Source organism: Achromobacter sp. NPDC008082, from assembly GCF_042957345.1.
In the GTDB taxonomy this organism is placed as follows: domain Bacteria; phylum Pseudomonadota; class Gammaproteobacteria; order Burkholderiales; family Burkholderiaceae_B; genus Achromobacter; species Achromobacter kerstersii_A.
In genome coordinates this window covers 431,155-444,032 of record NZ_JBIBIB010000002.1, presented here as the reverse complement: position 1 = coordinate 444,032, position 12,878 = coordinate 431,155, and the positions used below count along the sequence as shown (strand labels likewise).

Genomic DNA, 12,878 nt, shown 5'->3' with positions numbered 1-12,878 from the left:
ATCACAGAACCCCCCAGGAAAATGGGGAGCACCTCGCCCGCTTAAAACGCGTACTTCGCGCTCAGCATGACGTTGCGGGGTGCGCCGTAGACGCCGCCATAGGCGCTCAGGCCGCTGTAGTACGCCTTGTCGAACAGGTTATTGACGTTCAGGGTGGCGCTGAATTGCTTGCTGAATTCGTAGCGGGCCATGGCGTTGACGACGGCGTAGCTGGATTGCTGCGCTTCGCCCACATAGCCCGACGTGCTTTGCCAATTGACGCCGCCGCCGACCGTCAGCCGATTCAGCGCGTCCGGCAAACGGTAGGTCGTGAAGAGCTTGATGCTGTGGCGGGGAATCTGGGCGATGGCGCGTTGGCCCTTGGCGTCTTCGCTGAGCGAGTACGTGTAGCCCGCCGCCACATTCCAGCCGCGGCTGAGTTCGCCCGTCAGTTCCAGTTCGGCGCCCTTGGTCGTGATGCCTTGCAGTGCTACGTACGACGACGTGCCGGCATCGTAGTTCGCCAGGTTGCTCTGACGAGTTTTGAATAGCGCCAGGCCCGCGTTCAGGCGCTCGTCGAAGAAGCTGGATTTGACGCCCAGCTCATAACTTGTGCCGCGCTCGGGGTCCAGGACGTTGTTGTTGACGTCGCGGGTGGCGGCCGATTGCGGGCTGAAGATGCGGGTGTAGCTGCCATAGACGGACCAGTTTTCGTTCAGCTCATGGACCAGGCCGGCATAGGGAACGATGACGCCGGTCTCGCGCGTGTCGGCGCGCGTGCTGCCGGGTACGCCAACGACGCTGGTGTCGGCCTTGCGTTCCCAGTTGATGACGCGGGCGCCGGCGATCAAGCTGGTGGGGTCTGCCAGCTTGAAGCGTGACGTCAGGTACGCGCTGTACTGCGTTTCTTTGGTCTGGGTGTCGCCGGCCTTGACGAAGTTGGGCGCGTTGGACGCGCCGTCCCAGTGACGAAAGTCGGCGATCGTGCCGTCATAACCCGTCCACGGACCCAGCCACCCGCCATAGCTGGGCGTGTCGGAACGCAGTTGGGACAGCGACAGCCCGGCAACGACTTCGTGTTGGCGGCCCAACAGGTCAAAGGGGCCGCTGACCTGAGCGTCCAGCGTGGTCTGCTTGTCGTTGCTTTTCCAACGCACGGGCCACAACGCCGCGCCCTGCCCCGTTGCCTGATCAATGGAACCGGTCAGGAAGTACAAAGCGCTGTCGTAGTTGTAGCGCGTGTGCGTGACTTCGACCTTGCCGTTCCAGCCTTTGCCGAAGTCGTGTTTGACGGAGGCGAACACGTTGCTCAGTTCGCTGTCGTAAAAGCTCCAGTCGGGCGCGGGGTTGGTCGACCGCTTGAAGTGCGTGGGAACGCCGTTGCTGTAGGCAAATGGCAGGCCCGTGCGCAGGGGTGAATCGTTGTTGTTGGTTTCGTAGCTGAAGCCCAGCGTGAGCAAGGTGGCGCTGCCCAGGTCCAGCTCGGTGATGCCATAGATCAGCCGGCTTTGTTTTTCGTAGCGGTCAATCCACGAATGCTGGTTTTCTTCGTCGACGACCAGGCGGCCGCGCAGTTTGCCGTTATCCGATAAGGGGCCGGACAAATCCGCGCCCAGGCCATAGCGGTCCCAACTGCCGGCCTCGGCACTGATGCTTGCCTGCCAATCCGCGGTCGGACGTTTGCGCACCAGGTTGATGCTGGCGGCCGGCGTGCCCATGCCGCTCATCAGGCCGGTGGCGCCGCGCACAACTTCGATGCGGTCGTACATCGCGGTGTTGCGCCAGTAGCTGGACGCGCCCAGCGAGCTGGGAATGCCATCGACCAGGAAATTCGAAATCGTGAAGCCGCGTGACCACAGGCCGCTCAGGTCAGTGCCCATGCCCTGACGGAACGCGGTGACCCCGGTGGTGCTTTCCAGCGCATCGATGACGCTTTCCAGTTTTTGATCGTCCAGCCGCTGGCGGGTGATGACGGTGACAGACTGCGGCGTCTCTTTCAGTGTTAACACCAGCGGCGTGCCCGTGGCGCTGGGCCCGGTTGACGTGTACGAGCCGGTGTTCTCGGTGACGGCGGGGTCTCGTTCGCCCGTGACCTGGACCGCGCCTAACGTCACGACGCCAGCCGCAGGTGACGGCGGACGGCGCAATGCCCAACTGCCGCTGCCTGTGCGCAGCAGTTCAAGCCCGCTGCCTGACATCGCCGCATGGGCGGCTTGCTCGGCCGTGTAGCGGCCGCGCACGGCGGGCGCAGCCAGGCCGCGCACCATTTCGGCATCTACCGAAATGGCTTCACCGCTTTCGCTGGCGATGCGGGCCAGGCTGCTGCCCAGCGCCTGCGCCGGAATGTCGTAGGCGCGCAGCGTGCTGGCCAAGCCGGCAGGGGCAGAGTCGCGGATGACCGTAGCGGCAGGCGCGGCTATCTGGCTCACCGCAGGCTGCGCCCGGACGAGCGGCGTCGAGAACAAGGCGACCAGGGCCGCGGCCAGCAGCGACAGCCGCAGATCGGTAACGGTAGACATGACGAAATTTCCCTCAAGAACGTCGTGAATCGAACTAGCTTCAAGAGGGATGTGGCGCGACGACGCAAAAGTGACAGTGGGCGCGAGTTTTTCTTTTCACCCTTCGGCGGGGGTATCGATCCGCACCAACATGCCGCCGGCATAGCGGCGCACGCGCACGGGCAGCGTTTCGGCCACGATGGCCAGCGTGCGGTCGGTGTCGTCCAGCGGATAAGTGCCGTACACGCGCAGCCTGCCCGCGGCGGGGCTGATGCGCACATAGCCTCGGCGATACGGCCGCAGGGCCGCAATCAGATCGGCCAGCGGCTGATCATGCAGCTGGACTTCGCCCTGCTCCCACGCGCCGGCAGTTGCGGCGGGAACCGACAGCAGCTCCACGCCGTGCTCGGTCATGATTGCGGTTTCGCCTTCTTCCAATGTGGCCGGGCGGCCATCCAAGGGAATCAACGCCACGCGGTGCTGCAACATGGCGACCCGCGTGCTGTCCGGGTTCTGCCGCACCGCGATACGGGTGCCCAGCGCGCGGATCGCTCCCTGCGCCGTGCGCACGACAAACGGCGGCCGCGCCGCCGAGCCGGTTCCAGACGGCGCCACATCAATGATCAGTTCACCTTCGCGCAGGATCAGTAAGCGCAGCGCATCGGAATACACCACATCTACCGCGGTGCGCGCATTCAGCTGAAGCAGGCTGCCATCGGGCAAGGCCACGGCGCGGCGTTCTCCGGTGCCGGTGACGTGATCGGCCAGCAATTGAGTCAATGGCATCGTGCGCTCGGCCAACGCCAGCGCGGCCAAAGAGCCCACGCCCGCCACGCTTAGCGCGCCCTTGAGCCATTGACGGCGCCCGCGTCCCGCAGCCTGAGCGCGTAACAGGGTTTGAGACAACAGGTCTGCCTGACTGCGTGCTGCCTGAACCGCCTGAGTCTGGCGCACCGCGCCCAACGGCCGGTCGACGGCGTCGACCAAGCGGCTCCAGGCCTGCGCGTGCGCGGGGTGCGTGCGCAGCCACGCTTCATGGGCCTGGCGCTCTTGCGCGGTCGCTTCGCCTGAACGCATGACGACCAGCCAACTGAGCGCGGCGTCATTAATCTCGGACTCTTGGGCAGCGCGCGCATTCACGAACGCACGCTCCGCACTGATGGCCTAGCGGATAACATTCAGACCTGCCATCCGCCGAAACGCTTGCGCCATGTACTGGCGCACCATGCTGGCCGACACGCCCAACTTGTCGGCGATTTCGGCATAGGTCAGGCCGTCCAGCTGGCTATATAGAAAGGCCTGCTGCGTCTTGGCGGACAGGCCTTCCAGCGCCGCCGCCACGCACTCCAGGGCTTCGATCACCAACTGATGCTGTTCGGCTGATGGCGCAACCCCCTCGCCTTGCAGAGCCAGCGCTTCCAGGTAAGCCTGCTCCAGATCGCGCCTGCGCCACAGCTGGAAGATCTGCCGTTTGGCGATGGTGGTGAGAAAGGCGCGCGGCTCGCGCACCGCGTTCAAGCCCTGGTTGTGTGCCTGGATGGCGACCGCCTGCGAAAACGTTTCGGCGGCCACATCTTCGGCTTCCGCCCGATTGCGCAAATGCCGCTGCACCCGATCCAGCAACCAGCCGTGATGCCCCCGGAACCAGCTTTCCAGCACGGCCATTGCACGCGTGGGCGCGATGGCCGGACGGGCGGCTTGAGCGTCGTCAGTCAGAAGGGGCATGAGAGGCGGGCGCGGGAAAGGTCAGTTGGGCGGGGGAAGAAGCGGGCGGATTATATCAATCATGAGAACCATTCTCAATATCTTTTCCGCTAGCCGCTGGCCTTCGCCCCTAGTCCTGGCCCCTAATCCTGGCCTCTTGTCCCAGCTCCTGGTCCTATTCCCCAGCCCAAACCCCCAGCCCTGCCCCGCTTGCCACGCAAAAAGAAAAAGGCCGGCATGACGCCGGCCTTCTTGCACTGACTCGAGCTGACTGCTTACTTGGCGGGCGTCTCGGCCGGCTTGTCACCAGCAGCCGGTGCGGCAGCGGCCGGAGCCGGGGCCGACGGCACCGATGCGTCAGGCTTGGCCGGCGCAGCAGGCGCTGCCGGAACCGAAGCCGCGCCCGGCACGGACGAGCTGCCAGCGCCCGGGGCGGCCGGAGCGGCGCCCGGCACTTGCGGCACGGAACGGTCGGACGGGAAGCTTTGCATCACGCCGGAATCCACGGCCGGGCCGCTGGTGCCCTTATGGCTGACATATGCCAGGCCAGCGGTGGACGCGAAGAAGACGACGGCGGCCCACTTCGTGGCGCGCGACAGGAAGTTCGCGGCGCCGGTGGCACCGAACAGGCTGCCGGACGAGCCGCTACCGAAAGCGGACCCCATGTCGGCGCCCTTGCCCTGCTGCAGCAGGACCAGAACGATGATAGCCAGCGCCGAAATAACTTGGACGGCCAGCAAAAGTTTAAGCATCAAGGGCATTACAGACTCCGGAACGGAAACTTAGATGGCGGCAATACGCAAAAATTCTTCAGCCACAAGCGACGCGCCGCCGACCAGGGCTCCGTCGATATCAGTCATGGCGAACAAACTGGCGGCGTTGGCAGCTTTCACGCTGCCGCCGTACAAAACTTGCACCTGCGCCGCGCCCAGCGCGCGCAAGGCGGCGCGGATGGCGCCGTGAACTTCCTGCGCCTGCTCGGGGCTGGCGGTGCGGCCGGTGCCGATGGCCCACACGGGCTCATAGGCCAGAACCATGCGCGAGACGGCTTCAGCGCCCAGCGCCAGCACAGGTTTCAACTGGCGTTCGATAACGGCCAGCGTATTGCCGGCTTCGCGATCGGCCAGCGATTCGCCTACGCACACCACCGGCGTCAGGCCGGCAGCCAGCGCCGCTTGCGCCTTGGCGGCGACGATTTCGTCGGTTTCACCGTGCAGCACACGGCGCTCGGAGTGGCCGGCCAGCGCCCAGCGGCAGCCGAATTCTTTCAACATGGCGCCGGAGACTTCACCGGTGTACGCGCCCTTTTCGTGCGCGCTGACATCTTGCGCGCCCCAGGACACGCTGCTTCCGGTCAGGGCCGAGCCGGCTTGCGCCAGATAGGGAAACGGAACACAGATGCCGATTTCGCAGTGGCTCGCAGCATCCGCGGCGCGCAGCTCGGTCAGCAACGCGGCGTTCTCGGCCAGGTTGCCGTGCATCTTCCAGTTGCCCAGCACGAGGCGGGCGCGGTTTTCGACTGAAGTCATGGCGAGGTGTCAGAGTGGGGTGAGCCCCGAGGGATGCGGCAACCGCCCACGGGCCTGCCTGGAAAAAATTCCAGGCGAAACCCGAGATTGTATCCTGTTGCGCGGCGATACGCCGAACGCCGCGCGTTTCTTACATCGTCAGCACAATTTTGCCGATATTTTCGCCGCCTTCCATCATGGCGTGCGCCTTGGAGGCCTCGGCCAGCGGGAAGGTCGCGTGCACGATCGGCTTGATGTCCCCTTTTTCCAACAGGGGCCAGGCGTGGTTGCGCAGGGCGCGCGCGATGGCGCCCTTGAACTCGACCGAACGGGGACGCAGGGTGGAACCCGTGATGGTCAGGCGGCGGCGCATGACTTGCGAGGTATCCACGCTGGCCGTCGATCCGCCCAGTTGCGCAATGATGACGATGCGGCCGTCATCGGCCAGGCACTGCATGTCGCGGGCGATGTAGTCGCCTGCCACCATGTCCAGGATCACGTCCACGCCACGCCCGCCGGTGGCGTCCATGACTTCCTTCACGAAGTCCTGCGTCTTGTAGTTGATGCCTTTTTCAGCGCCCAGCGCTTCGACGGCGCGAGCCCGGTCGTCACTGCCGACGGTCGCGTAGACCTTGTGGCCCATGGCGCGAGCCAGCTGGATGGCGGTGGTGCCGATGCCGCTTGCGCCGCCGTGCACCAGCAGAATTTCGTCGCCGGACAACTGGCCGCGGTCGAACACGTTGCTCCAGACGGTGAAGTACGTTTCCGGCAAGCCGGCCGCTTCGATGTCGGACAAGCCCTTGGGGATCGGCAGGCATTGCGCCACGGGTGCGACGCAGTATTCGGCGTAACCCCCGCCTGCCACCAGCGCGCAGACCTTGTCGCCCACGGCAAAACCGCTGCCAGCGACGTCGCCGCCGACGATTTCACCGGCCACTTCCAGGCCCGGCAGATCGGATGCGCCCTTTGGCGGCGCGTAGTTGCCTTTGCGCTGAAAAACGTCGGGGCGGTTGATGCCCGCGGCGCTGACTTTGATCAAAACTTCACCCGCGCCGGGCTCGGGCGTGGGGCGTTCTACGGGGACCAGAACCTCGGGGCCGCCGGGGCGGGAGATTTCTACAGCGTGCATCGCGTGCCTCCTTTGCAGCAAATCGATTATTATTGCGCCCTTTACGGCATATCGCGTTTCCGTTCGGGCAGAATGTTTGCCTGACGGCCGAATCGCCAGACCTTTCCGGAAGCGTGGCAGAGTGGTCGATTGCACCGGTCTTGAAAACCGGCAACGGGCAACCGTTCGTGAGTTCGAATCTCACCGCTTCCGCCAGATATCCATGGCAACCGCCGGCTAATCGCCCGCGGATCAGCAGGCCCCCCTCCCCCGCGCCGTTCCCGCTGCGCGCGGCAAGCGTAGTATGTCCAGTGTTGTTCTCGCCCTTGACTGGCGGCCACGACACACGGCCGCCCTCCGCCCCTACTGGAGGTTGCCATGTACAAGCACATACTCATTCCTATCGACGGTTCCAGCCTGTCCAACGCCGGCCTGGAGCTCGGGCTGGGCCTGGCCCACGCACTGGGCGCCCGCGTGACGGTCGTGACGGCCTACGCCACCTTTCACGCGCCGTCCATGGAAACCGTGCAACTGGAAGGCGTGCGCGCCTCCTACGAGAAACAGGCCAGCGAATTGGCCCGTTCCTATCTGGCCGACGCCGAGGCCAAAGCCAAAGCGGCTGGCGTGCCATGCAGCACCGAAATGCGCGAAAGCGATACCCCGTATCAGGTGATCATCGACATTGCGATGACGCAAGGCTGCGATCTGATCGCAATGTCGTCCCATGGGCGCAGCGGCATGGCGGCCCTGCTGCTGGGCAGCCAAACCCAAAAAGTGCTGGCCCATTCCACGTTGCCGGTGCTGGTGTACCGCTAGCCTTTGTCATTCGGGCACGACCCAACAGCACGACGTCTTGCGGGTGAAGCGGCGGGTTTTCGATACACTGCCGCACTTCAGCCGCACCGGCATCGCGGGGCGGCAGCATCCAGAACAAGACATCAACCATGCAGTGCCCGAAATGTAATTGGCAGAACCCGGCGTCCAATACGCGTTGTTTCAGCTGCCAGGCGGCCTTGCCCGTCAAACCCGCGGCGGCCAAACCCGCTGCCGCCAAAGCCAAGACGGCCCCCTCCCACGCGCAACAAGCTTCACTCTTTCCCAGCATCTGGGCGCGGTTGGGCGCCACCGCGATTGATGGCATGTTCATGGCGGTGGCGATCATCGTGCTGATCAACGCGGCCTCGTACACCTATGAAGGGCTGGCGGGTACGCCCAGCCCCATTCTGCTGACCATCGCCGCGGGGCTGCTGGGCTGGCTGCTGCCCGCCTTCATGGACGCCTGGGGCAATGGCTCGCCCGGCAAGCGGCTGCTGAAAATGCGCGTCGTGAATGGCCAGGGCCAAGCGCCCGGGCTGCTGCGGTCAATCTGGCGCCATCAGCTGAAGTACACGCTGAACGTCGTGCTGCCCGGCATCTTCCATCACATCCAGCAGATGATTTTCGGCGAACGCGCCATGCACAATTCGCTGGCCGGCACGCATGTGGTGTCCAGCACGGCAGACGCCCGCGCCATCGCGCCTGCGGTGGCCAAGGCGCGCGCCGTCACCAGCGCGGGGAAATTTTTGTTCATCGTGTTCGGCGTGCTGACGTTGATCGTGGGCGGCGTGATCATCGGCCTGACCATCAAAGATTCAGACAAGCCCGACAACCCGCTGCACGCCGAGATCACGCGCCTGGACCTCGTGTCGGACCCCGTGCGCCGGCTGGCGGAAAACCATTACCAGCGCACGCGGGCGTTTCCCGCAACGCTTGCGGATCTTGGCGTGACTCAGGAATCGTTGCTGGGCAGCGGTTTTTCCAAGCTGGAGATGAACCCGGTGAACGGCGTGCTGCGATTCACCATTGCTGGCACGCCCCCCACCGATGGCTCGCCCAGCCTGGCCGGCAAGCACCTGGCCTATGTGCCCGAGATGCGATCGGAAAAGAAAGGCGGCGGCATCCGCCGTTGGGATTGCGGCAGCGACGACATTGCGCCCGACGACCGCATCTACCGCTGCCGCCACGACACCAGCGCCTTTGCGCGCTAGCCCGCCCTGCTGAATCCGGAACACCCGCATGTCTCAACTGATTGAAGCCATTCTCCGCGCCGACGACGGCAGCGACCTGACGCAAATGCAGTCCCTGTGCGAACAAGGGCTGCGCGAACAGCCCGCGTCATCCGTCATGTGGGCGTTGCGCGCCCGCTATCACGCCCGGCGCGACGCCTACGCGGCGCGCGACGCCGACCTGGCCCGCGCGCTGTCGCTTGACCCCCAATGCAGCGAAGCGCTGAGCGTGCGCGCCATCGCGCTGTATGACGCCGACGAGAAGCAAGAAGCGTGGTCGCTGCTGCGCGAAGCCCGCCAGCGCGCACCCGCGCACTATGGGCTGTTGATGGCCGAAGGCTACTTGCTGATCAATGACCGCCGGCTGGAAGACGCCATCGCCAGCTGGACGCGCGCCGCGCAGATGCGCCCGTCCGCCGCAGCGCCTCATTGCTACATTGGCTCGAACCTGCACAACGCCGGCCGCTACGAAGACGCGCGGCCCTACCACCAGCGCGCCGTCGCACTGGCGCCCAACAATGGCGGCTTTCTGTACGACGCCGGCAATAACTACCGCCGCCTGGGCGATCTGCAAAACGCCATCGCGATGTTCGACCGCGCCCGCGCCATCCTGGGTGAGCAGAACGCCATCCAGCACAACCGCGCGTCTTGCCTGCAAGCGCTGGAGCGTCACGCCGACGCCGTGGAAGAATGGACCAGCCTGCTGCGCCGCGAGCCCGACTGGGACTGGCCGCTGGAGGGCAAGGCGCGGTCCCTGCACCGTTTGGGGCGCGCCGACGAAGCGGCGCCGATATGGCGGCACCTGGACGCGCTGTCGGATTCGGGCTGGGAAGGCCGCAAGGAACAGGCGCGCGAATTTGTCCGTAGCGGCGACCCTGAACTCGCCGAACAGGCGCTGCAAGGGCTGGACCCGATGACCAGCGGCGATGCGCAATTGCTGTTCGTGGCCGGCAACGCCCAACGCGATCAAAGCAACTGGGAACAGGCGCTTGCGTACTACCTGCGCGGCTACGAAATTGCCCCCAACAACGACTTTCTGCCGGGCAATGCCGCCGATGCACTGACCCGCCTTGAGCGCTACGACGAAGCGCTGCCCTTGTCGGAAGTGGCGATTTCGCTGGACCCCGACTGGTTGAAATGGCGCCGCGTGCGCATCGATGCCTTGACGCACCTGGGCCGCGGCGCCGAAGCCGTGGCCGATGCCGACCGCGCGCTGGAAAAGTGGCCAGACAGCGGCCCCCTGCACGCCGAGCGCATCAACGCGCTGATTGGCGCCAAGCGGTTCGAAGAAGCCCTGGCGGCGTGTGACCGGCTGATCGGGCTGGACCCGGACTACCGCAACTGGGCGCTGTTTTCGCGGGGCGAGATTTACGGCCATATGAAGCGCCATGCGGAATCGGCCATGGCGTATCGTCAGGCGGCCGCGTCGTACCAGCAGAACGGCAAGGCCAATTACCAGGACCTGTCATTGCGCCGCGCGCAAGCCGCCGAAGAAGCCGCCGCCGCCCCGCGCGGTTTTCTGAGCCGGCTGTTCGGACGCAAGTAGTTCGGAGGCTAGTATTTCGGGGGCTAGTAGTTCGGAGGAAAGTAGTTCAGATCCAAACGGGCGGTGCATGCACGTTGCAACCCGCTTAGCCGCCCGTCCAGTCATACCCTTCCAGCAGGCCCAACACGCTGCGCCTGACGGCCGCCACGGCCTCGTCCCGCAGCGCATCGGCCCGCCATCCCACCTCGATGGCGTAGCCGGGCATCGCGACGGGGCAAGGCAGCATGCGCAAGCCGGATGCCGCAGCCAGGCCGCGTGCGGCGTGCGCTGGCAGCGTCGCCAGCGCATCGCCGCCTTGCAGCAGGAACGCCAACGCCGAAAAATGCGTGGTGGCCGCCTGCACCCGGCGCGTCAGCCCCAACCCATGCAGCACTTCGTCCACCACGCCGATAAAGCCGCCGGACGACACCAGCACATGTTGGCGCTGCGTGAATTCCTGCACCGACAACTGCGCCTGCCCCGGCTTGAGCGATGCCGGGTCCAACAGACAGGCATAGCCGCCCTGCCCGACCGTCACGCGCTGCAACGCCGGGGCAATCAGCCCGCCTGATGCAATCACCAGATCCACCTCGCGCGCCATCAACATGTCGGCGGCCAGGCGGCTGTGCGTCTGCCGGAAAATAATGCGCAGGCCCGGCGCGCTGCCGGCCAGCGCATGGATCACGGCGCGGCCCAGCGCAATCTCGAAATCGTCCGATAGCCCCAGCGTGACCGAGCGCCCCGCAAACCCCGCCGCGCCCGGCCGCACCAGTTGCAGGCTCTGCCGGCACTTGTCCAGCGCTTCACCGATGATGGGCCGCAGTTCGCGGGCGCGCAGGCTGGGCGTAAGCCCCCGCCCCGTCCGCGTGAACAAGGGGTCGCCATACAGGTTGCGCAGCCGGCCCAGCGCCGCGCTAACCGCCGATTGCGTGACGCCCAGCCGCAGCGCCGCCCGGCCCGCACCGCCCTCGTCGTAGATGGCTTCGAACACTTTGAGCAGGTTCAAGTCCGTGGACTCGATATCAATTGGGTTCATATCATTTATCGCTGGCCGGGATTGATTGATTTTAGGGCGAGCCAGACACTAGGCGCCTGTCCTACCCCCAACAGGAATTCCCATGACCACAACGACAGTCGCCGCCCTGCAGATCGGCGCCGCGCCGGAAGGCCGCGCCAAGACCCTGGAACAGATCCTCGCCTACGAGTCCGAGATCATCGCCTCGGGCGCATCGCTCGTGGTCATGCCCGAAGCCGTGCTGGGCGGCTACCCCAAGGGCGAGATTTTTGGCACCCGGCTGGGCTACCGCCTGCCTGAAGGCCGTGACGCCTACGCCCGCTATTACGACAACGCCATCGACGTGCCCGGCCCGGAAACCGACGCGCTCGCCGGCCTGTCGCAGCGCACCGGCGCCAGCCTGGTCGTTGGCGTGATCGAACGCGGCGGCAATACGCTGTACTGCACGGCGCTGTTCTTCGAACCCGGCGTCGGCCTGGCGGCCAAGCACCGCAAGCTGATGCCCACCGGCACCGAGCGCCTGATCTGGGGCCAGGGCGACGGCTCCACCCTGCCCGTGATCGACGCCGCCGCAGGCCGCATCGGCGGGGCCATCTGCTGGGAAAATCACATGCCGCTGCTGCGCACCGCCATGTACGCCAAAGGGGTCGAAATATGGTGCGCACCCACTGTCGACGAACGCGACATCTGGCAATGCTCGATGCGCCACATCGCCCACGAAGGCCGCTGCTTTGTCGTCAGCGCCTGCCAGGTGCAGCCCTCGCCCGGCGACCTGGGCCAGGACGTGCCCGGCTGGGACCCGCAGCGCCCGCTCATCAATGGCGGCTCGGTCATCGTCGGCCCGCTGGGTGACGTGCTGGCCGGGCCGATGAAAGGCCAGACGGGCCTGCTCACAGCGCAGATCGATACCGATGAATTGGTGCGCGCCCGATACGATTTTGACGTGGTCGGCCATTATTCGCGGCCCGATATCTTCTCGCTGACCGTGGACGAACGCCCCCGCCCGCCGGTGCATTTCATCTCGTGATTACCCCAATACGCGCCGGACGCGTGAATGCCCCTGCGCGCAAGATGGTATAGTCTCGCCCGCTGCCGGCCCTGCATGGGCCGCGCACGCCCGAGTGGTGAAATTGGTAGACACAAGGGACTTAAAACTAATTTGAGCCCTTTGGGGGAAACTCCAGAGGTGTAGCCCGTCAAACTCGGCGAATGCCCTGGACCTGTTCCGAGCCAACGCCGAGCCAAGCCCCGATTGAAAAATCGGGGAAGGTGTAGAGAGCAGACGGCGGGCACCTACGGCCGCAAGGCTATGGTGAAGGCGTGCTCCAGACCACGAACAGCCCTGTGCTGGCGGCGAAAGCCGAAGTGGTAAGAAAATCCCTCGACTTCGCGGTCGTACCGGTTCGATTCCGGTCTCGGGCACCATTTTTGCGGTCAAAAGGCATCGGCCTTTCTGGCCGCTGACCTTGCGCCTGGCTTCCCCCCTTTCCCCTCGC

Annotated in this window: 11 protein-coding genes and 1 tRNA gene; 5 read left to right on the top strand and 7 right to left on the bottom strand. The window is 65.4% G+C overall.

Annotated features, from left to right (window positions below; all coding sequences use genetic code 11):
• Positions 1 to 41 precede the first annotated feature (41 nt).
• The 6 genes from ACFZAI_RS09085 to ACFZAI_RS09060 form a co-directional block, all read right to left on the bottom strand.
• Positions 42 to 2,498: a TonB-dependent siderophore receptor gene (locus ACFZAI_RS09085; RefSeq protein WP_391566605.1), complete on the bottom strand. Its 2,457-nt coding sequence runs from the start codon at positions 2,496 to 2,498 to the stop codon at positions 42 to 44.
• A 96-nt stretch (positions 2,499 to 2,594) separates the two neighbouring features.
• On the bottom strand, positions 2,595 to 3,617 hold the full coding sequence (locus tag ACFZAI_RS09080; RefSeq protein WP_391566604.1) for a FecR domain-containing protein: 1,023 nt from the start codon (positions 3,615 to 3,617) through the stop codon (positions 2,595 to 2,597).
• A 24-nt stretch (positions 3,618 to 3,641) separates the two neighbouring features.
• Positions 3,642 to 4,202: a sigma-70 family RNA polymerase sigma factor gene (locus ACFZAI_RS09075; RefSeq protein WP_391566603.1), complete on the bottom strand. Its 561-nt coding sequence runs from the start codon at positions 4,200 to 4,202 to the stop codon at positions 3,642 to 3,644.
• Positions 4,203 to 4,456: 254 nt separating this feature from the next.
• Positions 4,457 to 4,942 carry a preprotein translocase subunit SecG gene (secG, locus tag ACFZAI_RS09070; protein WP_391566602.1) on the bottom strand — a complete coding sequence of 162 codons (486 nt, stop codon included), beginning with the start codon at positions 4,940 to 4,942 and terminating at the stop codon, positions 4,457 to 4,459.
• Between the two features lie 21 nt (positions 4,943 to 4,963).
• Positions 4,964 to 5,710 carry a triose-phosphate isomerase gene (gene tpiA / locus ACFZAI_RS09065; RefSeq protein ID WP_391566601.1) on the bottom strand — a complete coding sequence of 249 codons (747 nt, stop codon included), beginning with the start codon at positions 5,708 to 5,710 and terminating at the stop codon, positions 4,964 to 4,966.
• Positions 5,711 to 5,840: 130 nt separating this feature from the next.
• Positions 5,841 to 6,818, bottom strand: a complete 978-nt coding sequence (locus tag ACFZAI_RS09060) for an NAD(P)H-quinone oxidoreductase (RefSeq protein ID WP_054424291.1) — start codon at positions 6,816 to 6,818, stop codon at positions 5,841 to 5,843.
• Between the two features lie 107 nt (positions 6,819 to 6,925).
• Between ACFZAI_RS09060 and ACFZAI_RS09055 the strand changes: the two genes are divergently transcribed.
• From ACFZAI_RS09055 to ACFZAI_RS09040, 4 genes are all read left to right on the top strand, one after another.
• A tRNA-Ser gene (locus ACFZAI_RS09055) sits at positions 6,926 to 7,013 on the top strand.
• A gap of 162 nt (positions 7,014 to 7,175) precedes the next feature.
• Positions 7,176 to 7,613, top strand: coding sequence for a universal stress protein (locus ACFZAI_RS09050; protein WP_391566600.1), 438 nt, complete (start codon positions 7,176 to 7,178; stop codon positions 7,611 to 7,613).
• Between the two features lie 197 nt (positions 7,614 to 7,810).
• Positions 7,811 to 8,824: an RDD family protein gene (locus tag ACFZAI_RS09045; RefSeq protein WP_391566599.1), complete on the top strand. Its 1,014-nt coding sequence runs from the start codon at positions 7,811 to 7,813 to the stop codon at positions 8,822 to 8,824.
• A 28-nt stretch (positions 8,825 to 8,852) separates the two neighbouring features.
• Positions 8,853 to 10,388 (top strand): tetratricopeptide repeat protein, encoded by a 1,536-nt coding sequence (locus tag ACFZAI_RS09040; protein ID WP_391566598.1) that lies wholly within the window; start codon positions 8,853 to 8,855, stop codon positions 10,386 to 10,388.
• Between the two features lie 85 nt (positions 10,389 to 10,473).
• On the opposite strand, the gene ACFZAI_RS09035 is transcribed toward ACFZAI_RS09040, so the two are convergent.
• Positions 10,474 to 11,403 carry a LysR substrate-binding domain-containing protein gene (locus tag ACFZAI_RS09035; protein WP_391566597.1) on the bottom strand — a complete coding sequence of 310 codons (930 nt, stop codon included), beginning with the start codon at positions 11,401 to 11,403 and terminating at the stop codon, positions 10,474 to 10,476.
• Positions 11,404 to 11,485: 82 nt separating this feature from the next.
• Here ACFZAI_RS09035 and ACFZAI_RS09030 point away from each other — a divergent pair, with 82 nt between their 5' ends.
• Complete coding sequence (locus tag ACFZAI_RS09030) at positions 11,486 to 12,409, top strand: carbon-nitrogen hydrolase family protein (RefSeq protein WP_391566596.1); 924 nt, start codon at positions 11,486 to 11,488, stop codon at positions 12,407 to 12,409.
• The last annotated feature ends 469 nt before the right edge of the window (positions 12,410 to 12,878 follow it).

What these genes read in the sequence shown, in the direction of transcription:
- ACFZAI_RS09035 (WP_391566597.1), bottom strand. Translation starts at nt 11,403, where the DNA reads ATGAACCCAATTGATATCGAGTCCACGGACTTGAACCTGCTCAAAGTG.
- tpiA (WP_391566601.1), bottom strand. Translation starts at nt 5,710, where the DNA reads ATGACTTCAGTCGAAAACCGCGCCCGCCTCGTGCTGGGCAACTGGAAG.
- ACFZAI_RS09050 (WP_391566600.1), top strand. Translation starts at nt 7,176, where the DNA reads ATGTACAAGCACATACTCATTCCTATCGACGGTTCCAGCCTGTCCAAC.
- ACFZAI_RS09075 (WP_391566603.1), bottom strand. Translation starts at nt 4,202, where the DNA reads ATGCCCCTTCTGACTGACGACGCTCAAGCCGCCCGTCCGGCCATCGCG.
- ACFZAI_RS09085 (WP_391566605.1), bottom strand. Translation starts at nt 2,498, where the DNA reads ATGTCTACCGTTACCGATCTGCGGCTGTCGCTGCTGGCCGCGGCCCTG.
- ACFZAI_RS09060 (WP_054424291.1), bottom strand. Translation starts at nt 6,818, where the DNA reads ATGCACGCTGTAGAAATCTCCCGCCCCGGCGGCCCCGAGGTTCTGGTC.
- secG (WP_391566602.1), bottom strand. Translation starts at nt 4,942, where the DNA reads ATGCCCTTGATGCTTAAACTTTTGCTGGCCGTCCAAGTTATTTCGGCG.
- ACFZAI_RS09040 (WP_391566598.1), top strand. Translation starts at nt 8,853, where the DNA reads ATGTCTCAACTGATTGAAGCCATTCTCCGCGCCGACGACGGCAGCGAC.
- ACFZAI_RS09030 (WP_391566596.1), top strand. Translation starts at nt 11,486, where the DNA reads ATGACCACAACGACAGTCGCCGCCCTGCAGATCGGCGCCGCGCCGGAA.